Below are 17,793 nucleotides of genomic sequence, written 5' to 3'. Positions count from 1 at the left end.
TGCGATTGTGCGACAAAATCCCGCGCTGTTTGCTTGCTTTGTCTCGTTCATATCGTTCTCTGCTATTGTTTGATATTCTCCTCGATTCCCCGAATCACGGCATCCCATGCTCCCGGAGGATTGGCAATGCCTTCTGTTATTTCGCTGGCATCTTCAGCGTTGAAGCCGATAGTTTGCAACAAAGTTTCTATTGCGGGATCGGGAGAGTTGGCGATCGCGTTGGCATAATCGACATCCAGCATATCGAGATGTTCGATGCGCGGCTGTAGGTTGTATTCTTGTGGCGGCTTTTGTCGTTCTGTATAGTCTGCCCTTGCCTCCAATTCGGCATCTTCACCATTGAAGTAATGTCCGAGAACGGTGTTTGCGGAGTCATTTTCATTGCTGATATAAGTTGCCCATTCTTCACCGTCGCTACCCAGCCAAACAATGGTACTTTCATCGCGTCGGGTTTTTTCGATAACTTGGAATCCGGTTTTCACTTTAATTCTCCTTAGCTTGTAACGACATCTGTGATTTTCTCTTTGATAAAAATCAAGTTATTGCGAACTTCCATGATATCCCCAAATAATGCGCCGTCTATCTGAGAAGCATGAGTGACGAAAATCTCCATCTTAGCGATGGCGCTCTCGACGGGCAATGCCAGCAATGCTCGCTTCTGGGTTCGCTCGGGCAAGTCGGTGATTTGGCGTTCGAGGTTGGCGATCTCATCCTGCAATTTGCCAATATTTGCCGCGAGTTCCGTGGGCGCTTCTCTGCCTTCGAGGAGTCGCGAGGCAATGACTGCCACGGCTTCGATGCGATGGATGAGGTCGAGTTTGATGGAGATTTTGGTTGGCATGGTGTTTATGAGTCCATAAGGTTTAATAAAAGGTAGCCGAAGTTTTCCACGTAGCTTTTGAGATACTTTTGAATGGCTGCGGGGTTTTCCAGCACTTCCTCGTATGCCTTGCGCCCCATACCGATGACATGTGCCGTGAGGTCGTCGAAGCCGTCGTCGCTGACGGGCAATTCGATTCTTGATTCGTCCAGCACGTTCATTAATCGCCGTTGGAGTTTTTGAAAGATGGCGTGCAACTCTTTCGATTGAAATTGCCATTGCAGGCGTAGACGATCGGCAATGGCTTTGTTATTGTGGCTTTCATGCCATGCAGCTTCCTCGACGAATTGCCAGAAGGTCGCGAGGGAGTCTGGGGAGACGGAGTGATTTGTGAGTGTTGCTGAATTCATGGTTATAAATTATGCGACGAGGACTTTATGACCGAGCGTGACATCCTCGGCATTTGGTCTGGCAAAGATTTCGCGTTGCAAGGCTTTGAGTTCGCCTGTGGGAATATCTTCATCGAGCAATGTGACATGAAGGAAGACCGAGTGATAGTTCAAGCCATCCTTGAGTTTTTTCGGTAGCTCCCGATAGCGCCGTCCGTTGAGTTCCGCCCAGATTTCTAAACCTTCCAAGGCAAATTGGTTGCTAAAAAACTCGCGAATGGCATTGACCCTTTGCTGCCCGTCGATGATGTAATGCTTCTCAAAAGATACTTCATATAGTTCGAGATACGGCACGGGGATATTCATCACGAAAGACTCAATCAGCCGCGATTTTTCTGCGATATTCCAAGGCTTGCTTTGATAGTAGGGATTCGGCTGCATATACTCCGGGTCTTGCAGGTTTTCTACGAAGCTACTGAGCTTTTCGCGTCCGATTTTGATTAAGATGCGAGTTTCTTGGCTTTCGTAGCGCTCGTCAATGGCACGGTCTTTAGTGTAGGTCATTGTTATGCGATGGGTACTTTAATTCCAAGGGCAATGTCGCTGCTGTTGGGGTTGGTGAAGGCAGATTTTCGCAGTTTCTCGTATTCTTCTGGGGAGTATTTATTATAATTGAGGAATAGTGTTTCAATCCAAACAGAGCGACGTTCCAAGCGACTTTTAGGAATATAAGATAAGTGCTGATACGTTAATCCTTCTAATTCTGTCCATGCTTCTAAGCCCTCAAGGGCAAATTGATCGGTAAAAAATTCATAGATAGCATTGAGTCTCTTTTGCCCATCAATGATTTCGACAGTATTTTCATCTTCCGAAAAAAATACAATGTGAGGCATGGGTATGTTCATTATAAACGACTCGATTATTCTTGATTTTTCGATAATATCCCAAGGCGAGCTTTGATAATATGGATTGGGACGAATATCGGGGTAACTCGCAGCAAGAAGAAATTTTCTTGGGTTCATCCAAGTTGCGATAATTGATAGTTTTTCCCGTTCTTGTTGTCTGTAAAAAGTAAATTTATCGAGGTCTTGTTCGATGCTATTTTGCATTGGTTTTTCCTTGTTACAACATTAATTCGTTACCATCTTCATCATCCAGCAGTCCTGCATCTTCCATGACTTGCATTAACGGTCGCGATGGCGGTCGCGTTGGCTCTGGCTTCACCGGATTGCAATGAAAAATAATGGCTCCCGATTTCAACGGCAGAAAGTCGCCGACCCGCGATCGCTCGATGAATATTTGCGCCGCTTGGCGGTCTTCCTCGTCGTCGATGCTGCGCAATAGACTATTGGGGGTTTCTGCCGTCCATTCGACGCGCTTGCCGATGGGGAGGCAGTAGGTGAATTCGTACATTGTTTGTTATTCCTCCCAATTAAATTCATCAAGTTCTTCATCAAAAATATGCGAGTGGATACCCCAATCCTCTACAGGTTGGGGAGGAAACGAGCATCAACAAACAAATGTTGCTCCAGCGAATTTCGTTTCCTGTTTACAAATTAAACCAGTAGAGCGCTGGAGCAACTCCACCTTGGATGCAGTGAATTGACCGAGACGCTTCCAATTGATATCGGAAACTGAAACAGCTTTGGCCGTATCTCCCGAACACCAACCGATGTGAATTTTCCCAGCTTTCTCGGCTCTCACCAAATCCCCTTTACGGATCCCGTGTCGGGTGACGGTGCCACCGTATTTCCGTCGCTTTCCTCCTTTGGAAGGAACGCATAAATGCAGTTGGCGACGGGAAATAGGAGGACGGCGAATAATAGTGAATGGTGCAGGGGTGATTTGAACTTTCCCCACCCATGCCCCATGCTTGGCGTTATGGGTGTGCCATTCACGCCATTGCATGAACTCGAATGCGGCAAGGGTAACACCATCAACGGCATGAGTTGCGGGTTCGGCTTTGGACTTTTCGGTTTTGTTCTTCTCCAAACCTAACCATTTCCTTAGCTGACTCGTACCATTTCCGTCCCGTTGCCAACCGAGATGAGTTTTCACAGGGGCAAGTTGGGAGAGCCATTCGAGCATTTTCTTTTGCCCGACCATGACAGGGGAGAAACCTACACCAGATTTTGCCCCTTTTCTCCCACTGGTTCTATCCACATCTGCCATTACTTTTTCGTAGTGAATGACGCTGATGGGATAGATTTGACACAATTCTCGCACTACTCGTAATTCGAGTTGGCGATTGGCTCGGATACTGGGGGGAAGTTTTCCTTTTCTCCGATTGGAGAATCGCTTTTGACGATGGCATCTTTGCTTGAAGGGGAGTTTACGGTTAATCCTCCTTCCTCTTCTGGCTCGACGCATGACTCGGCGTAATTCCATCCGCTCAACAATGGTTTTGAATGGCAAAATTAAATGTGCCGTCCATAATGTTACCTTGGCAGATTGTACTCCAATACCTGAATAGTGTTTGCCGGGGTCAATTCCTACCGCGATGGGTTGCGTCTCTTCTCCTGACGGGTTTTGCAGGAGTTGGACGCAGAATACTCCCAAGTCGTTGTACACGACTTTAGCTTTTCCCTCTTTTAGCCAACGTCTAGCACGACTGGCTTTTGTTGGCATCAAGGGCTTGCCTTCCGGTGATAAAACTGGTACTCGCTGCATGATGGTGATAAACCTCGCAAGTGAAAGTAGTTAGTCCCTTCCCGCATTCTTGCCAAGATGTCCAGACTTAACAGCGACGAGAGAAATCGTCTTGCAAATAACTCGAACTAGGGAAGTATTCGAGAGTGCGTCCTAGGCAAAAACTCAGTGCGGTATTCAACCGTTTAAATCAGGGTTTCTCCCCCAATCCCCATCGCCTTGCGTTGGGGTTGTTGAAAGTTTTGGTTTTGCCAGTTCCATAATTTTACTTTGATTTTGCTGTGGTCTATATTGTGTTTTTCAAAGAATCTGAGTAAAGATTGTTTGAGTTCGGATAAGTCTTTACTTTTTTTGAAAACCAAAAGTTTATTATAGTAGCCATTTTTATTGCTCCGTAGTTCTGGCAAAAAACATTGAAAGTAATTATCGGTGTAATCAAGTTTTGCATATCGCGTTCGGATATAAATAGTTTTTTGCTCTAGCAAGTCCAATGCTTTTTCTACGTTCATGGCTTTATCATCCAAAGAACTCGATCCTGTTCGTGACCGTTAATCGGAAAAGATTCGTTCCTTCTCCGACTAATAACGTGTCCGCTAATCCAAATAAAGCCGTTTTCTTTTATTTCACTGGCTCGTGTCGTTTTTGTGCGTTTTTTGATTCTAGGCTGGTGTTCTGTTACGTCCCACACAGCCAGCATAAAATTCTCTAGAGACATTCCATTTTGCTGCGACCATCCGTGCTTTTTTGCAATTGATTTAGCTTGATGGTAGTTCATATTGAAGTAGTGGGCAATAGAACAGACAGCGCAATCGTTATCATCATGTACGCCGTATCTGCCAATATATAGTTGCTTCAAATAAGAATGAGACATCAGGAAGCACAATAATCACAAATAATATTATCCAAAGATGTTCCTGTAGGTGCATACATTCTGTTTCTCTTTAAGGCACCAAAATCATGCTCAATATCATTGAGGTCAGGAGAGTATTTCGGTAGAAACAGGACTTGATGACCTGCTTCTTCTACTAATTCTCGAATTATCTTCTTTCTATGAATTGGTGCGTTGTCCATAATTAATACTGAAGGTATTTTTAATTCCGGCAATAAATATCTTTCCAACCATCCTTCAAATCCTATTGCATCTAACCTTCCTGTAAATATCATTGGTGCAATTAAATCTTTTTTCTTTTTTCTCCTTCCCGCTACTAAATTTTCTCGTTTTCCTCGTTTTCCTTGTTTCTCTCCATATATTTTTTTTCCTCGTTTTGACCATCCATAAATACAAGACTGAAACTCCTCAAATCCTGATTCATCAATGAATACAAGGCTTTCACTCCCATACATCTTGATGAATTCTCGTAATATTCTCAAATATTTCATTCTTTCTTCTCGGTTTCTTTCTCGATACCGAAGTTCTTTTTTTTTCTAGTTATTTTTATTTTTTTTAGGGCATAACATATTGCACTTGGATGCACTCCAAATTTTTTAGCTCTGTCTATTAATTTGGCATCTGGATTTTCTTCTACATCTCTTTCCAATGCTCCCCAATCCAGTTTTCTCTGGCGATGCTCTACTTTAGTCGCCTCTAATTTTTGACGACTTAACCATCTGTATATCGTGGCTCTTCCTATACTAAAAACTTTCGCTGCCTCCGTTATTTTTCCACCATTTTCTACATAATTTATGACTTTTTTTCTTAAATCTAGACTATATGGCATTTTGGGAAATCCTTGTCAATCTACTCCTTTCATTTTACCTCATTTTCGTCTCAGCTTTAATTAAAATTACTATAGAATGCGTTTATCACGATCTTCTCAATAAAAATAGCGAGTTCTCACGAAGAAAAATGTATTTTCCCGGAGTCGAGTTAGTTGTAAATTCTTGGAGACGATTGCGCTCGATTGAGTCTAGATTGTTGAAGAAATTGATAAGATATCGATTCTCTTCGCCATAAATTTTAATACCATCGATCGCTGAAATAATTTCTTTCTCTTGATAAGCGAAGAAATCTAATCGTCTGTTTTCGATAAATGCTAAAGCGTAATTATACTGGAATGAATCAATTACTTTACAAAAGATTAATTTTCCGGTATTCTCTTTTTCTCTTTAAGGTGGGCAATTCCGTATTCTTGGCATCTGTCAATAATTTGCCATCGAATGAAGCTAGGATCGTAGCCTTCTTCTTGTAGTTTTTTGGATAAACTTCTTTCATCTTCATAACTGTGTTTGAGCTTGTCATTTTCAGTGAAAAGGTAAAGGTAATCCATTGCTACGAGAAGCTCGCGTTCTAATGTTTTGCCGTCGGGTTGGGTTGCGATGGTGTTCATCGTTTTTGCTGGACGATTTTCGTTCTAGGATAACTACATGGCTTCAAAGCGTTCGCGCAAGTCTCGGCATTCGGCTTCGCTGAGATTGCCGAATTTGATGCAGCGAATCATTGTTCTCCGAAACTTTCGCTGGCGTGCAGGGAGGATATTGGCAAAGGCAAAGCCATTGAAGCTCTCCAAAACCTCCAAGCCGCAAAGTCTAAGCTGATTGTCAACAAATCGAGATAAACTCAGAATTCGCTGCACGCCATCGATAACATGAAAGCGATGCTCTTCTCCGGTTTTGGCAATCCTGATAGGATGCGCGGACAATCCCAGCAGCACCGATTCGATGAAGCACGATTGTAAAGTTTCATCCCACGTCAGTTCTAGGGCAGTCAAGGACGAACTCGCTCAGCAGCCTTTCGAGGGGATAATCGATAGTGTTGTAGTCGAAGGATTTCTGGATTCGGCGCAGTTCGGTTTCTGCGCGGTCTTGCATTGCGGTGGTAATTTGCATTTTTTTTGCGGTTATCTCAAATCAATCGAGCCATTGAGAAAAGTCTTCAAGTACAACCTTGTGATAAGTGTCAATACTCTGCTTTGCCAACCATGAGGCTTCTGTATCGTGGCCAAGATCCCGAAGCATCGACAAAACCCGATGATAGTCAAGCATATTGCAGGAGCTGTCTTCTTGCACTTCGGCAAGGGATTCCATGAAATATTTGGGATAGTTGAGTCGTTCTGTTAATTCTGACATTTTTTGATTTCCAAATAGAATTTGTTTGTCTGTCAGGGTTGATTCAGGGTTGATTCCCTTTATTTTCACCTAATTCCTAATTTTCTGGGTTTTCCTTTGCTTTTTCGATCATCTCGCGATGCGCCCGAGTACCATCGATAATCAGGCTCTCGAAGTCTTCCACCTCGAGCCAAATGGTCGCGCCGGAGCATCGGGCATTGGCGGCATCTTGGATTAACCTGCCGCTTGCAAAGCCAACTTCCTTGGCATAGACTACGCCGAGGTAAGTTTTGACGCTAATCGCAGCTTCGTCTACGAGTTTGCCCGTCTCCCTGCTGGCTTTCTTGTTTGCCGCAATTTTATGGCGGTTGATGACAATTTCTGCTTTCATCGACTCTTGAAACTCAGTAAAATCAATATAGCATAAATTAGATACTATGAGTAACCAAAAACAAATCTTAATGATTCCCATCGATTGCGTGGCTTTTATCGTCTGGAATGCTCAATTAGGCAAGGCACTCCAGCAGTTACGAGGTAAAAAAATGTCGCGCCGGGAGTTGGCAGAGCAAGTTGAGGGAGTCAGCGAGGCGTTATTGAAAAAGCTGGAAGAAGGCAATGCTCAAAGCGTCGATCCAAAGAAGTTAGAGAAGATTCTTGAAACGCTAGGATTAGGATTTGATGCACTGTTCCCTACGGTATTATTTAGTTACTCTAAGTGTCTAAACGATTCCGCTCTCGAAAAACCCGATAGTGCCACGCGATCGCATCGGGACGCGGAAGATAGCGCCGCTCTCGAGGCAGAATGAGCTTGTGACCCTCAAAGGCGCGTAGAGGTTCGGCATGAGGCGATTCTTCTGTTAGAGCCGAGGCGATATCGAGGGAGTAATCGGGGCGAATGCCAAACCAAAAGCGGTCGAATGCCCAATGATGATTCTTGCAGAGTGCAAGGCCGTTATCGATGCGGTCGTCGTAGAATTGGGAGAATGGCTTGATGTGAGCGCCGTCTACAATATTGTCGATGCCTTTAAAAACCCGCAAGCCACAGAGGGCGCAGCGATAATCGTAGGCTGACGTGACAATGCGGCGGAACGCACCGTCGCGCACGATAGAGCTTTGCTCGTCTTGGCTTTTGATTTCTTCTTCGTCGTATCGCTTGCCTCCGGTTGCCAGAAGTTCGCTTTGCAGATTGGCGAAAGCATCGACATTCAATGAATTTTCGATTTGTTCGGTCTTATCGGCAAACCATGAATTAATGAGGACTAGCGTGAGTTCCGCTCGCAGTGCCGAATCTTGCAATATCTCGAATAATTCGGGGTCGAGGTAGGCATAACGAACTGTTTGTTGGATTGCTTTGGTGCTGGTAAATCTTGCTTTGGAGTTAACGATTGCCTCAAAACCCGGATTGGGAACGAAATGCCAAAATTTGTCGCTTCTGAGGTAGTAAAAGGGCATTCCAATGCTGGGTTTGCGTTGAATGTCCAGCACGCTCCAAAATTTATGAAATGCAGCAATGAGGTCTGGAGAAAGTTCGATGATATTATGGCGAATGATATTGCGTCCGATAAGCTCGATGAGGGATAATAGCAGTATGGGCTTATGAGGTGCGACTCCTTGCGAGCGATTGGGATTTAAGCCAATGGGATTGTTTTTCTTGGGCGCGAATTTTCTTCGGTAATAGTGGAGGTCTTTGACGGTCATTGCAATCTAAAAAGAAAACCTAAGAACTTAAAAAAATAGTAAACCTTTGGTGAAACAATCGGAAAACCAATGCAGAATTCCAAAATTTTAACAGGACTCGACCTATCGCAGTTACGAATTGACGATCGTTCGTTTGCGATCGCAAAGTTTGTTTCAGAGATGAGATTGGGAAAGTTCGCGTTGTTGCAATTTATTCCAGACGATTGTTTTGTGAAAAGTCTTTTCATCGAGTCGATTCTGCTGCGCTTCTCTTTACCTCGGATTTATTTGTTTTTCGATGGCAAGTTCAAAACTGCTCTCAATTCCTGTCAGTGTCTTGCTGCATTGCAAGGTTTTTATAACGATGCTTTTCCTTTGAAGGAGTTGAATTACTTCACTGATTTAGAAGGCTGTTATTATAGCGAGCTACCTCGACCGGAACAGCGACGCTTGGATTGGATCGAGATCGATACCAAAATTATCCAATGCCATCCCGATAACCTTGAAATGGTTCTCGAATACGTCCAGAATATGACAGTGGATTCTGGAGCCGATCGCAATATTGGTTTTGAATGTAATAATGAAAGAATACCGATGCACTCGCAACACCGAATACTCTCATAACTGCCTCGGTCGCGATGACTTAACGGCGCGGCAAGGCCACTACATTCGCACCGAAAGCGAAGCCAAAGCTCGGCAAATCATGGAAGAGCGCTATCCTGATGAGGTCGAAGCAGGCTTCACCGTCGAAGAATGGAAAGAGATTCCCTTCGCAATTCAAGAAGCATATTGCCATGCCTGATAACTCCTTTGACTTTATCGACCCCGCACAAATTGCCGAACTCCTCGAACTAGATCGGCAAATCCAACAGCAACAAACCTCTCCCTATCCCGATTTGCTCGTCCCCGACTACCGCGAGGGACGTTACGGACAATGGAAGCTCGATCGCTTTGACGTGCCGTTCATGCGCGGTTACTTTACGCACTACCAAGCCGCATCGCCGAATTATCGCTTGTTTCGCGGTAAAACTATTTGGATGAGTTGCACGCCGATGGAACTCGAAAGCCTTGCACCCCACGCCGCTCGTGCCTATGGTAACGTCGTGATTATGGGTTTGGGCATGGGCGTGCTGCTCTACAACATTCTGCAACGCGAGGAAGTGGAGCGCGTTGTCGTTGTCGAATGCGATCGCGAAGTGGTGGAGTTATTTCACCATATTGCCGCGCCGGAAACGTGGGAGCATTGGGAGAAAGCCGAGATAATGATTGCCGATGCCCTGCATTGGCAGCCGGATTGTCCTGTGGATTTCCTTAGTATCGATATCTGGCCGAAACTCTGGGATAATCGCCTGCTCGAGGATAGCCGCAAGATTCAGCGCAATGTTCGTGCCGATCGCGTGGCGCTCTGGGGTCAAGAACTGGACTTTATGGGTTACGTTGCCGAATGCGGTTATGACGCACCGCCAACCTTGGAGCAGTACCGCGAGTACGTGGAGTTCCTCGGCATTCCCTCGATCGAACTGGATAACCCCAACTATCCCGAATATTGCTATCGAGCGGCGATGAACGCCTTTGGGTTTGGGAGTTAAGAGAATCAAAGCAAAATCAAATTCTACTTGAAAATCGAAAATGACAGAGACATCTACAGCAATCCCCGAAAACCTCATGGCAGCGCTTAATACGGTGCGATTGAGGGGCGAAGTCAATATGCTGGATTATCGCGAAGTCATGTTCAAACTGCAAGAACTGGAATATCACGAGGAGGTAATTTGGCTGTCGGTGCAAGGCATGGAAGCCTACAGCAAACTTTTGCTGGGCGATTTCGACCAATGGCTTGCCGCGTATCCCGATGCTTTTGTTCTGTCTCCTGAAGAATTTCCCGAAGAATCCTTAGCAGCACGAACGGCAAGAGAGACGGGGCTGGAATTGATTGCCGAGTGAGACGATATTAATGTTTTTTCAGGATTCCTCGTTCCACTGGATTCAATCTTTTCTCCGGCATCCCCTGCAAATCCCGCCAAACCATATCAACATCGGGAAAGGCAAAATATTCCGTCAGCGAACCGATAGGGTAATTGAACCCTTCGTAGCGATGCTTGAAATAGAGTTCTATATTGCCCCGATGCCGCCACATTCCCAATATGTTCACTTGGCTCTTTTGAAAATGCGCTGCTATATCGCGTTTGACTTCACTAACTCGCTCCTCAATGCTTCTCGAGGTCACGCCGATTTTGTGGAGTATCTTGTCATCCGCTTTAATCCTGAGAAAATACAAAGTCTGCTGCAAAATCCTTTGGTATTGCACTCGGTATATCCTCAAGTCCGTCAAGTTTTCTCGCGTTGGCTTCGAGTTTGTTTTCCTTTCAAATTCCTGTAACTTCTCCAGCAGCAATGGCTCTTGAAACGCGCAGAATTTAGCGAGAGATAGCGCACCTACAGGAATCATGCCTTGCTCGGAAAATGCGTAGGGGCAATCTTGACGGGGATGGCGTTGAAAAAAGCCTTTTAACGCTAACTTCATCAAGCCTCGCTCCCTCGGTATGGGCTGCCCCGCTCGTCCCCAGCCCTGCCAAAGCCTTGTCAATTGCTCGAGTTCCTTGGGAGACAAATACAAATTAAAGCGATCGTAGCAGGGCAAGCGCGGCAAGGAAACTTCGGGGCGCTCTATGAGTTGGCAGGATTCATGCTGATGGGCGAAGTGCCATTGCTTGATTTTGCCTTTTCTTGCAATCAGAGTATCGCCGCAGTAAGGACAGCGCAGTGTTGTCTTGCCCCTCGGTGCGTCTTCGATTGCAACGAGCCTGTTATCATCGTCGAGACCGTAGGGCAGCCAGAGGAAGGTTTTGATTGTGCGAGGCATGAGAAGGAGTAGAGAGTCGGTAATCAAGTGTTTACTGCGTAAAAATAGAATGCGTCTTGCTCCTCCTCACTCAACGCTGCAAAATAGCAATCCTTCTCGTAATACTCCAGCACCTCGATTTCTTCGGGATTGCAGCAGTAGAAAAGTACGAAGCGTTGTCTCGCACCTGCTTCCGTGCCAACTTGGTTATCACCGACGAGTTGTACGGTATTGCCATGCTGAAGCAACCAGAATTTGTGGAGTTCCGGGGGCGGATCGGCGTAAGCGGCTGCGAGTTCTTCGTCGGTGTAATAGCGTTCTTCTTCGGTCATTATTGTCGATCTGGGAATCTGGATACCCAGCTTTTTTCTGGGAATATTCTGGGAATCTGGATACCCAGATGTTAATTTTATATTAGCGCTTGGAAGATGCTGAATTCAATTCAGTTTATCCGATCAAGCAAGACGCGCTACATTGAAACCGATGTCACAGAAATTAAGATTGGTATTATTGAGTAATGCCGGAGGAAGCGGTAAGACGACGCTGGCCACGCATCTAACGTATTTGCTGGCAAAAGCAGGATACAAAACCATCCTCTTCGACCTCGATCCCCAAGGGTCGATGAACTTATTCGGCAATCTCGAAGCTCCCGACCCCGATGAAACCGTTGGTGTTATCTTGGATGACGAGTTTAACGGCGATTATCCGCTCGTGCCGTTGTGGGAAAAGTATCTCAAGGACAAAGCAATGGCTTGTCGCGGGAGCTTGAGTTTGGTGGAGTCCAGCAACGAATTGGTATTGCATCAACGCGGTGCTTACCTGCTTGGCGATCGCCTCGAAGATTTTCCCTTGGATTGCGATGTCATTATTTACGATTGCCCCGCGACCTTGGGACCTTTGCCGCAATTGGCGGTGTCCGCCAGCACCCATATCCTCGTGCCGACGCAACCGGAACCCAAGGCAGTGAAGGGAGCCGCAGAGTTACTCGAATGGCTTTACGGCACGTTTCGCACCCTAAGACTCAAGCCGGAGCCGCAGATCGTCGGGTTCGTTCCCAATCAGTACAACAAAAATATTGCCATTCATCGCAATATTGTGGAGCAATTGCCCGCGCAATTAGATGAAATTGGCATTCATTGTTTCAAACCCATTCGCGAGTCGGCGGAGTTTAAGAATGCCAGTGGTGTGGGGTTGCCCTTGCACCTGCATCGTCCCGCGCACCCTGCCTGCAAAGATTTTGAGCCGATTCTTAAAGCATTATTGGAGGTGTTGAAAGATGGCTAAAAATACATTTAGTTTGGGTAATACTTTTGCTGGAGCGAAGCAAGCCAAAGACAACCACGATGAAATTGGCGAACTTCAACGGCAAATCGAGGCACTCACCGCCGAATGCGATCGCTTGCGGCAATCTGGGAAACCAGTTTCCCAAAAACTCGATGAATTGCGAGAAACCTTAGCCGGGCGAGAGATCGAAATCCCCATCGAACGGATTAAACGCAATGAAAGTCAACCGAGGCAGACATTTTCTGAGGAGAGTATTGCGGGTTTGGCGCGATCGCTGGAGAAAGAAGGACAGTTGGTGGCGGTGCTGGTTTTTTTGGAGAACGAAGATTCTCTTGATGCGCGTTCTCTAGCGCCGGAAACCGACGCGGGGTCGCACCGCTACGTGCTATTCGATGGAGAGCGACGCTGGCGGGCAGCATCGTTGGTTAAAAAAGAGACTCTCAAAGCCATTGTCATTCCCAAACCCGAAGACCTGCATCGCAAAGTCTTGGTGGGGATGTTGGAGAAGGAGGATTTGAATGCGCTGGATTTAGCTGAAGCCTTGATTATCGAACTTTCTCGACTCGGTATCAAAACCAATGCGCCCGCCATTCTTAATAAAGCCGTCAAGCGCCTAGAAAAACAAATGCCCCAAGTTACCAAAGTCGTTAAGGGAATGGCAGAGGAGCAACGAGACGTGCTGAATCGTTTGAGCTTGCAAGAGGACGAGCGGATTATCTTTGAGTTGTTACTGTCGCTGAAGCTCAATCCCACCACGGCGAACAAGAATATTTTTCCGACGCTTTCGTATTACGAGGATATTCGCAATGCCATTCGTCAGGGTTTGGGCATCGATAATGCCAAGTTATTACAAAAATTATCTCCGAAGAATCTAAATTGCTCCGAGACGAAAGCTAAGAATTTGCGCGGGAAACTCTGCGAGCGTGTATTGAACGAAAAACTATCCAAGGAAAAAACAAAGGAATTAGTAGACGAGACGATCGCCAAGCATAATCCGCAAAACCATGATAAAGTTGCCGAACGACAGACAAACAAAGCCATCAAAGCCGTTAATGACATTGCTGTGGAACGAATAACACCAGATAAACTCCAAGAAATGCGAGAGGCGTTGAAAGCAAAGCTGGCAGAAGTCGAAGCGAAGCTGGCGTAAGCGAAAATGTCCGAGACAACGCGGATGCTCCTAGAACTCTCATTGCCACCGATTTGCTCGTGTTCGTTTCGGGAACGGGAAGATGGCGATGGTACGCTGTACGCTATCGCTTGCCCTGACGACGTTACGGCACGAGGAGTCTGGGAGCATCGGCGTGGGTTTTATTCAATGTTCAAGAGCGGGGATATTCTGGAGGTGACGGGGGAGGCGTTCGCGGCGCGGACTTATCCATTGGGGTGAGGGTGATTTGCAAAACCTAATAGCAAGATTGCATAAAATGTTTTTGCTTTGGTGAAGAAGGAAATAGCGGTACGATGTTGTGCTTAAAACTACTCCTTACTCCTTTTGTATTCGATGAACGATCTCGACGAGCGATTGCGACAATTAGCATTGGAGGCGCAAAGTCACCCCAAGAATTCTTGGGAGCGGCGCAGGGCAATGGATTTGCTATTGCGATCGCTTCAGAATTCGAGGAGGCTGTATCGTCCGAAAGTTCCCGATCATTTTAGGGGAGCGTACTCGGAAATTTATGCCATCGCCAAGCAGCAATTATTTTGCTATTTGTTCGAGAAAATCGATAACTACGACCCCGATCGCGCCGGGGTGCTGCATTGGGTAAATTTCTTGTTAGACAAGCGCTTTCCTCATGCCATTCGCGAGGTGACGCAAATGGGCAAGAAACTGCACGCAGCCCAAAGAGTAAATCTCGACGATCTCGGCGAATGGCTGGAATATCGGCACGGCGAAGAACAATTGCGTTTGCCTTCGGAGCAATTGCGCGAATATATTACCGAAGATCCGGAGGAAGTATTCGGATGCGATTGCATTAAAGGACATCCCGAAGCCAGCTTCAGAGCGATCGCTCTAAAAATTCTCAACGGTTATTCGTGGAAGGAATTAGAGATGGAATTCGATATTAAAATTTCGACTCTCAGCAGTTTCTACCAGCGCCGCCAGAAAAAGTATCGCGCTTTGTTTCGCTCTTATTTAACTCCTTAAAAAAAACAATGAACCCAATTATCTCTCTCACTCCCTCAGACTGCCAAATCGCCCTCGATTTTGGCAAGCACCACGCTCCCGCGAAAGCCGAAGGCGTTTGTTTGAATGCCCTTGCCGTCCTTGCGGTATCCCATCATCTGCAATCTCTCAATATTGCTGTGAATTTAGAACGGAGCGATAGTTGGGATGTTGCCGTGCAAGCCTTTAGCGATGTTGCCGATTTATTTGTTGAAGGTAAGGGCGCGATCGAGTGCCGTCCCGTATTGCCAAATGCCGTTTCCTGTCGCGTTCCTTTTGAGGTGCGAGAGGATCGCATCGGTTTTGTTGCCGTGCGGTTGAACGAAGCGCTGTCAGAGGCGGAACTGCTCGGTTTTTTGGAAAGAATTGAAAGCGAAAGCGAAGTAATTCCCCTCGATCGCTTTGCGCCTCTCGAAACCTTATGGGACGTTCTAGAACGCAACTCCGTGGCGAACGTGCTGCAATGGTTGGATGGAGCATTTGCGGCGGGTTGGGAAATGCTGGAAGAGTTGGCCATTTCCGAAGTGGGCTTGGCGTTTCGCAGTGCCGTAGCGAAGAATGCCATTCGCGGCGGCAAGTTGTTAAATGCCAAGGGCAAGCGCTTCATTTTGCTGGCGACTCTCGAACCCGTTGGGAATGGCGAATGGGATGCGGTTATTATTTTGCAGCCTCGGGATGCACCGTGCCTGCCAGAAGGAATGCAACTGTTTTTACGCGATCGCGAGGATAATGTTCTCATGCAGGCAGAATCGCGTCGGAGCGAAGCACTGCGTTTTGAATTTGGCGTGGAAGTGGGAGAAACCTTCAGCGTCGAGGTGAAATGGCGCGAATGGCAAGTGACGGAGCAATTTATTCTCGATGCGGAAGTTAGTGCTGCTTAAGTTAAACGGCAATTGGCGCGAAGGGTTTCGCGTTGGGCTGGAGATTGGCTTGGAAAACGCCCGTGCCGATGTTATTCTCTCGGGAAATTTGCCCCCCAATGAAGTCTTGATGCGACAGTTGCGATCGCATCGCCGAGTTTACGCTCGGGCGGGGATGGCGACGCGCATAAAACCGAAGCGGGTTGTTAGCGTGAATACTCGCGAATGGGTCAAAGATTGTCGGCAATCGTCGGAGGCATTGCGAGAAAAGTTTGCGGCGTGGCTGTCGAGCGAAAAGTTTCAGCGTCTCGATTTGCGGTTGCGAGAAGAGTTGAATCGCGATGATGCCGTGCGATTGCACGTACAAAGCGATAATCGCGAGATTTTTGATTTACCGTGGCATCGTTGGGAATTGATCGAGCGCTATCCTCGTGCCGAAGTGGCTTTTACTTCTCCAGAGTTGCAACGCCCGATCGCGTTTCGCTCTCCCGGTTCGATATTAAGGATTCTCGCAATTTTGGGATGCAGCACGGGGATTGCAGTAGAACGCGATCGCGAGTTGTTGGAGAGTTTGCCGAATGCCGAGGTGACGTTTTTGGTGCAGCCGAGGCGAGTCGAGTTAAACGATGCCTTGTGGGAGCGACAATGGGATGTATTATTTTTTGCGGGACACGGCGCAACCAAAGTAGAAACCGGGCGCATTTATACGAATGCCGAGGAATATTTAACCATAGACGAACTGTGGTTCGCCCTGAAGAAGGCGACGGAACGAGGATTGCAATTGGCGCTCTTTAATTCCTGCGATGGCATGGGATTGGTGCAAAAGTTAGACGATCTGAGCATTCCGCAAATCGTGGTGATGCGCGAAGCCGTTCCGGATATTGTCGCACAGGCATTTCTCAAGGCATTGTTGGCAGCTTTATCGCGAGGGGTTTTGTTTTACGAAGCCATGCGAGAAGCGCGGGAACGCTTGCAGGGGATGGAAAATGAGTATCCTTGCGCGAGTGGGTTGCCCGTGCTGTTTCAGCATCCCGAGGCGATGCCGTTGGCGTTGTCGCGACAATCCAAGAAAACCCTCGCACTGGCTTGGCGCTGGCAATTGATTATCCCCATTGTGGCGGTGTTGTTATCGGGATGGGCGTTGCGATCGCGTTTCTCAACGTGGTTGAACAATCGCGCTCACGTTGATTTTAAGGCAGGGGAATGGTTAACGGTAGAGCGCACGCTATCGAATGCGCTGGCTCTCAATGCCGATAATGCGACGGTTTATTACAATCTGGCGGATTTATCCGAGCGTTCTGAGGATGACGATGCGGCACGAGAATGGTATCGAGAAGCGATGAAGCGGGGAATGGTGGCGGCTTATGCGAGGTTGGCGGCGTTGGAAATTGACATGGGGCATTACGATGCAGCGCAAAGTGCAGTGCGGGGCGGTTGGGATTTGATGGCGACGAAGGGAGGCGATCGCCATGAGAAGGCTTCGTTATGGGAGAGTCGGGGGCGATTATTCTGGATGCGAGGAAATTTTGAGGAAGCTAAAGCGGCATTTGAGAAAGCGTTGAACTGGCAACATAACCGCGTTTCGTCGCGGTGCTGGTTGGAGCGGTTGGAAGCAAAGGAGAAAGAGGGCTGGCGAGGAGATTGTCGGTAATTTTGAAATTCTCTATAGAAATTGAAATGCTTAAAGCAATCGCACCAGCAGAATAATTCCTCGCCGTCCCGTGACCCAAACCGCATCCCCCGTTTCCAAGGATTGCGACGCAGCCGCAGCATCGAGCATGGCAAACCAATGCGACCCCAACGCCCGCACTCGACCGTGACACTGTGGCGTAACTTCGCTCTCGATAATACCCTGCTGGGGTTGCTTGAACAGAATCACTGGATTGTGAAGAAACTTTGCATTCACCGTTAGATAACTTAACTCTGGTTTTACTTTAAATGCCAAAAAATCGAAAGCGCATAAATTTCATGCGAATGAGTAGGAAATCTAAAGAAAAAAATATTTTTCCGGTGATTCGCATAAAACGCGAGGAAATGAGACAAGGAGTATGTAGAGTCAAAAA

27 protein-coding genes and 1 pseudogene are annotated in these 17,793 nt (G+C 46.9%); 10 read left to right on the top strand and 18 right to left on the bottom strand.

The genetic code is table 11. The annotated features are described in order from the left end of the window. Positions 1-62: 62 nt before the first annotated feature. The 14 genes and pseudogenes from AC6RV6_RS07235 to AC6RV6_RS07170 all read right to left on the bottom strand — a co-directional run bounded on the left by AC6RV6_RS07235 (position 63) and on the right by AC6RV6_RS07170 (position 7,294). Complete coding sequence (locus AC6RV6_RS07235; protein ID WP_500239999.1) at positions 63-482, bottom strand: hypothetical protein; 420 nt, start codon at positions 480-482, stop codon at positions 63-65. Positions 483-493: 11 nt separating this feature from the next. Next, entirely contained in the window at positions 494-841 is a 348-nt protein-coding gene (locus tag AC6RV6_RS07230) for a hypothetical protein (protein ID WP_500239997.1), read from the bottom strand. A 5-nt stretch (positions 842-846) separates the two neighbouring features. Continuing rightward, positions 847-1,230 (bottom strand): DUF4240 domain-containing protein, encoded by a 384-nt coding sequence (locus AC6RV6_RS07225; RefSeq protein WP_500239996.1) that lies wholly within the window; start codon positions 1,228-1,230, stop codon positions 847-849. A gap of 9 nt (positions 1,231-1,239) precedes the next feature. After that, complete coding sequence (locus AC6RV6_RS07220) at positions 1,240-1,773, bottom strand: DUF262 domain-containing protein (RefSeq protein WP_500239993.1); 534 nt, start codon at positions 1,771-1,773, stop codon at positions 1,240-1,242. 2 nt (positions 1,774-1,775) lie between these two features. Beyond that, entirely contained in the window at positions 1,776-2,318 is a 543-nt protein-coding gene (locus AC6RV6_RS07215) for a DUF262 domain-containing protein (protein WP_500239990.1), read from the bottom strand. A 13-nt stretch (positions 2,319-2,331) separates the two neighbouring features. Then, entirely contained in the window at positions 2,332-2,622 is a 291-nt protein-coding gene (locus AC6RV6_RS07210; RefSeq protein WP_500239986.1) for a hypothetical protein, read from the bottom strand. Positions 2,623-2,718: 96 nt separating this feature from the next. Further along, complete coding sequence (locus AC6RV6_RS07205) at positions 2,719-3,879, bottom strand: RRXRR domain-containing protein (protein ID WP_500239983.1); 1,161 nt, start codon at positions 3,877-3,879, stop codon at positions 2,719-2,721. 164 nt (positions 3,880-4,043) lie between these two features. Then, positions 4,044-4,367, bottom strand: a complete 324-nt coding sequence (locus tag AC6RV6_RS07200) for a hypothetical protein (protein ID WP_500239980.1) — start codon at positions 4,365-4,367, stop codon at positions 4,044-4,046. Beyond that, positions 4,364-4,573, bottom strand: a complete 210-nt coding sequence (locus AC6RV6_RS07195) for a hypothetical protein (RefSeq protein WP_500239977.1) — start codon at positions 4,571-4,573, stop codon at positions 4,364-4,366. Before AC6RV6_RS07195 ends, AC6RV6_RS07200 begins: the two co-directional genes overlap by 4 nt. 155 nt (positions 4,574-4,728) lie before the next feature. After that, positions 4,729-5,576, bottom strand: a pseudogene (locus AC6RV6_RS07190) (IS630 family transposase). 360 nt (positions 5,577-5,936) lie between these two features. After that, positions 5,937-6,185 carry a hypothetical protein gene (locus AC6RV6_RS07185; protein ID WP_500239975.1) on the bottom strand — a complete coding sequence of 83 codons (249 nt, stop codon included), beginning with the start codon at positions 6,183-6,185 and terminating at the stop codon, positions 5,937-5,939. Positions 6,186-6,218: 33 nt separating this feature from the next. Next, positions 6,219-6,566 carry a DUF262 domain-containing protein gene (locus tag AC6RV6_RS07180; RefSeq protein WP_500239972.1) on the bottom strand — a complete coding sequence of 116 codons (348 nt, stop codon included), beginning with the start codon at positions 6,564-6,566 and terminating at the stop codon, positions 6,219-6,221. Positions 6,567-6,705: 139 nt separating this feature from the next. Then, a complete protein-coding gene (locus AC6RV6_RS07175) occupies positions 6,706-6,924 on the bottom strand; it encodes a hypothetical protein (protein ID WP_500239970.1) in 219 nt (72 codons plus the stop codon). Positions 6,925-7,000: 76 nt separating this feature from the next. Continuing rightward, positions 7,001-7,294 carry a hypothetical protein gene (locus tag AC6RV6_RS07170; protein WP_500239967.1) on the bottom strand — a complete coding sequence of 98 codons (294 nt, stop codon included), beginning with the start codon at positions 7,292-7,294 and terminating at the stop codon, positions 7,001-7,003. A gap of 46 nt (positions 7,295-7,340) precedes the next feature. Between AC6RV6_RS07170 and AC6RV6_RS07165 the strand changes: the two genes are divergently transcribed. After that, positions 7,341-7,709 carry a helix-turn-helix domain-containing protein gene (locus AC6RV6_RS07165; RefSeq protein ID WP_500239965.1) on the top strand — a complete coding sequence of 123 codons (369 nt, stop codon included), beginning with the start codon at positions 7,341-7,343 and terminating at the stop codon, positions 7,707-7,709. On the opposite strand, the gene AC6RV6_RS07160 is transcribed toward AC6RV6_RS07165, so the two are convergent. Further along, positions 7,615-8,601: an HNH endonuclease gene (locus tag AC6RV6_RS07160; protein WP_500239963.1), complete on the bottom strand. Its 987-nt coding sequence runs from the start codon at positions 8,599-8,601 to the stop codon at positions 7,615-7,617. The two genes, AC6RV6_RS07165 and AC6RV6_RS07160, sit on opposite strands and share 95 nt — an antisense overlap. Positions 8,602-8,670: 69 nt before the next feature. On the opposite strand from AC6RV6_RS07160, the gene AC6RV6_RS07155 reads away from it, so the two are divergent. From AC6RV6_RS07155 to AC6RV6_RS07140, 4 genes are read left to right on the top strand one after another with little or no spacing between them, the layout of a single operon-like run. Then, positions 8,671-9,204 (top strand): hypothetical protein, encoded by a 534-nt coding sequence (locus tag AC6RV6_RS07155; protein ID WP_500239961.1) that lies wholly within the window; start codon positions 8,671-8,673, stop codon positions 9,202-9,204. After that, positions 9,161-9,382: a hypothetical protein gene (locus AC6RV6_RS07150; RefSeq protein WP_500239959.1), complete on the top strand. Its 222-nt coding sequence runs from the start codon at positions 9,161-9,163 to the stop codon at positions 9,380-9,382. Before AC6RV6_RS07155 ends, AC6RV6_RS07150 begins: the two co-directional genes overlap by 44 nt. Next, positions 9,375-10,169, top strand: a complete 795-nt coding sequence (locus tag AC6RV6_RS07145; protein WP_500239956.1) for a hypothetical protein — start codon at positions 9,375-9,377, stop codon at positions 10,167-10,169. The genes AC6RV6_RS07150 and AC6RV6_RS07145 overlap by 8 nt, the downstream gene beginning before the upstream one ends. A 40-nt stretch (positions 10,170-10,209) precedes the next feature. Then, positions 10,210-10,521, top strand: coding sequence for a hypothetical protein (locus AC6RV6_RS07140; protein ID WP_500239954.1), 312 nt, complete (start codon positions 10,210-10,212; stop codon positions 10,519-10,521). 7 nt (positions 10,522-10,528) lie between these two features. Here the strand turns inward: AC6RV6_RS07140 and AC6RV6_RS07135 are convergent, their stop codons facing one another. Next, the gene (locus AC6RV6_RS07135) at positions 10,529-11,440 is read right to left on the bottom strand and encodes a competence protein CoiA family protein (RefSeq protein ID WP_500239951.1); all 912 of its coding nucleotides are present in this window, start codon (positions 11,438-11,440) and stop codon (positions 10,529-10,531) included. 23 nt (positions 11,441-11,463) lie between these two features. Beyond that, the gene (locus AC6RV6_RS07130) at positions 11,464-11,751 is read right to left on the bottom strand and encodes a hypothetical protein (protein ID WP_500239949.1); all 288 of its coding nucleotides are present in this window, start codon (positions 11,749-11,751) and stop codon (positions 11,464-11,466) included. Positions 11,752-11,902: 151 nt separating this feature from the next. Here AC6RV6_RS07130 and AC6RV6_RS07125 point away from each other — a divergent pair, with 151 nt between their 5' ends. From AC6RV6_RS07125 to AC6RV6_RS07105, 5 genes are all read left to right on the top strand, one after another. Continuing rightward, the gene (locus AC6RV6_RS07125; RefSeq protein ID WP_500239946.1) at positions 11,903-12,703 is read left to right on the top strand and encodes a ParA family protein; all 801 of its coding nucleotides are present in this window, start codon (positions 11,903-11,905) and stop codon (positions 12,701-12,703) included. Continuing rightward, a complete protein-coding gene (locus AC6RV6_RS07120) occupies positions 12,696-13,853 on the top strand; it encodes a ParB/RepB/Spo0J family partition protein (protein WP_500239943.1) in 1,158 nt (385 codons plus the stop codon). The genes AC6RV6_RS07125 and AC6RV6_RS07120 overlap by 8 nt, the downstream gene beginning before the upstream one ends. Before the next feature lie 354 nt (positions 13,854-14,207). Next, positions 14,208-14,852: a sigma-70 family RNA polymerase sigma factor gene (locus tag AC6RV6_RS07115; protein WP_500239940.1), complete on the top strand. Its 645-nt coding sequence runs from the start codon at positions 14,208-14,210 to the stop codon at positions 14,850-14,852. Positions 14,853-14,860: 8 nt separating this feature from the next. After that, positions 14,861-15,751, top strand: coding sequence for a DUF1822 family protein (locus AC6RV6_RS07110; RefSeq protein WP_500239938.1), 891 nt, complete (start codon positions 14,861-14,863; stop codon positions 15,749-15,751). Continuing rightward, positions 15,741-17,381: a tetratricopeptide repeat protein gene (locus AC6RV6_RS07105; RefSeq protein WP_500239934.1), complete on the top strand. Its 1,641-nt coding sequence runs from the start codon at positions 15,741-15,743 to the stop codon at positions 17,379-17,381. The genes AC6RV6_RS07110 and AC6RV6_RS07105 overlap by 11 nt, the downstream gene beginning before the upstream one ends. Positions 17,382-17,411: 30 nt before the next feature. Here AC6RV6_RS07105 and AC6RV6_RS07100 read toward each other — a convergent pair whose 3' ends face one another. Beyond that, positions 17,412-17,636, bottom strand: a complete 225-nt coding sequence (locus AC6RV6_RS07100) for a hypothetical protein (RefSeq protein ID WP_500239931.1) — start codon at positions 17,634-17,636, stop codon at positions 17,412-17,414. Positions 17,637-17,793 lie beyond the last annotated feature (157 nt).

The organism is Spirulina sp. LEGE 11439 (assembly GCF_059821285.1).
The sequence above is the reverse complement of the archived record's forward strand: the minus strand, read 5'-3'. Positions and strand labels throughout refer to the sequence as shown.

What these genes read in the sequence shown, in the direction of transcription:
- AC6RV6_RS07150 (WP_500239959.1), top strand. Translation starts at nt 9,161, where the DNA reads ATGAAAGAATACCGATGCACTCGCAACACCGAATACTCTCATAACTGC.
- AC6RV6_RS07135 (WP_500239951.1), bottom strand. Translation starts at nt 11,440, where the DNA reads ATGCCTCGCACAATCAAAACCTTCCTCTGGCTGCCCTACGGTCTCGAC.
- AC6RV6_RS07200 (WP_500239980.1), bottom strand. Translation starts at nt 4,367, where the DNA reads ATGAACGTAGAAAAAGCATTGGACTTGCTAGAGCAAAAAACTATTTAT.
- AC6RV6_RS07125 (WP_500239946.1), top strand. Translation starts at nt 11,903, where the DNA reads ATGTCACAGAAATTAAGATTGGTATTATTGAGTAATGCCGGAGGAAGC.
- AC6RV6_RS07145 (WP_500239956.1), top strand. Translation starts at nt 9,375, where the DNA reads ATGCCTGATAACTCCTTTGACTTTATCGACCCCGCACAAATTGCCGAA.
- AC6RV6_RS07130 (WP_500239949.1), bottom strand. Translation starts at nt 11,751, where the DNA reads ATGACCGAAGAAGAACGCTATTACACCGACGAAGAACTCGCAGCCGCT.
- AC6RV6_RS07115 (WP_500239940.1), top strand. Translation starts at nt 14,208, where the DNA reads ATGAACGATCTCGACGAGCGATTGCGACAATTAGCATTGGAGGCGCAA.
- AC6RV6_RS07220 (WP_500239993.1), bottom strand. Translation starts at nt 1,773, where the DNA reads ATGACCTACACTAAAGACCGTGCCATTGACGAGCGCTACGAAAGCCAA.
- AC6RV6_RS07205 (WP_500239983.1), bottom strand. Translation starts at nt 3,879, where the DNA reads ATGCAGCGAGTACCAGTTTTATCACCGGAAGGCAAGCCCTTGATGCCA.
- AC6RV6_RS07110 (WP_500239938.1), top strand. Translation starts at nt 14,861, where the DNA reads ATGAACCCAATTATCTCTCTCACTCCCTCAGACTGCCAAATCGCCCTC.
- AC6RV6_RS07140 (WP_500239954.1), top strand. Translation starts at nt 10,210, where the DNA reads ATGACAGAGACATCTACAGCAATCCCCGAAAACCTCATGGCAGCGCTT.
- AC6RV6_RS07155 (WP_500239961.1), top strand. Translation starts at nt 8,671, where the DNA reads ATGCAGAATTCCAAAATTTTAACAGGACTCGACCTATCGCAGTTACGA.
- AC6RV6_RS07165 (WP_500239965.1), top strand. Translation starts at nt 7,341, where the DNA reads ATGAGTAACCAAAAACAAATCTTAATGATTCCCATCGATTGCGTGGCT.
- AC6RV6_RS07175 (WP_500239970.1), bottom strand. Translation starts at nt 6,924, where the DNA reads ATGTCAGAATTAACAGAACGACTCAACTATCCCAAATATTTCATGGAA.
- AC6RV6_RS07210 (WP_500239986.1), bottom strand. Translation starts at nt 2,622, where the DNA reads ATGTACGAATTCACCTACTGCCTCCCCATCGGCAAGCGCGTCGAATGG.
- AC6RV6_RS07195 (WP_500239977.1), bottom strand. Translation starts at nt 4,573, where the DNA reads ATGTCTCTAGAGAATTTTATGCTGGCTGTGTGGGACGTAACAGAACAC.
- AC6RV6_RS07160 (WP_500239963.1), bottom strand. Translation starts at nt 8,601, where the DNA reads ATGACCGTCAAAGACCTCCACTATTACCGAAGAAAATTCGCGCCCAAG.
- AC6RV6_RS07230 (WP_500239997.1), bottom strand. Translation starts at nt 841, where the DNA reads ATGCCAACCAAAATCTCCATCAAACTCGACCTCATCCATCGCATCGAA.
- AC6RV6_RS07215 (WP_500239990.1), bottom strand. Translation starts at nt 2,318, where the DNA reads ATGCAAAATAGCATCGAACAAGACCTCGATAAATTTACTTTTTACAGA.
- AC6RV6_RS07120 (WP_500239943.1), top strand. Translation starts at nt 12,696, where the DNA reads ATGGCTAAAAATACATTTAGTTTGGGTAATACTTTTGCTGGAGCGAAG.
- AC6RV6_RS07225 (WP_500239996.1), bottom strand. Translation starts at nt 1,230, where the DNA reads ATGAATTCAGCAACACTCACAAATCACTCCGTCTCCCCAGACTCCCTC.
- AC6RV6_RS07185 (WP_500239975.1), bottom strand. Translation starts at nt 6,185, where the DNA reads ATGAACACCATCGCAACCCAACCCGACGGCAAAACATTAGAACGCGAG.
- AC6RV6_RS07170 (WP_500239967.1), bottom strand. Translation starts at nt 7,294, where the DNA reads ATGAAAGCAGAAATTGTCATCAACCGCCATAAAATTGCGGCAAACAAG.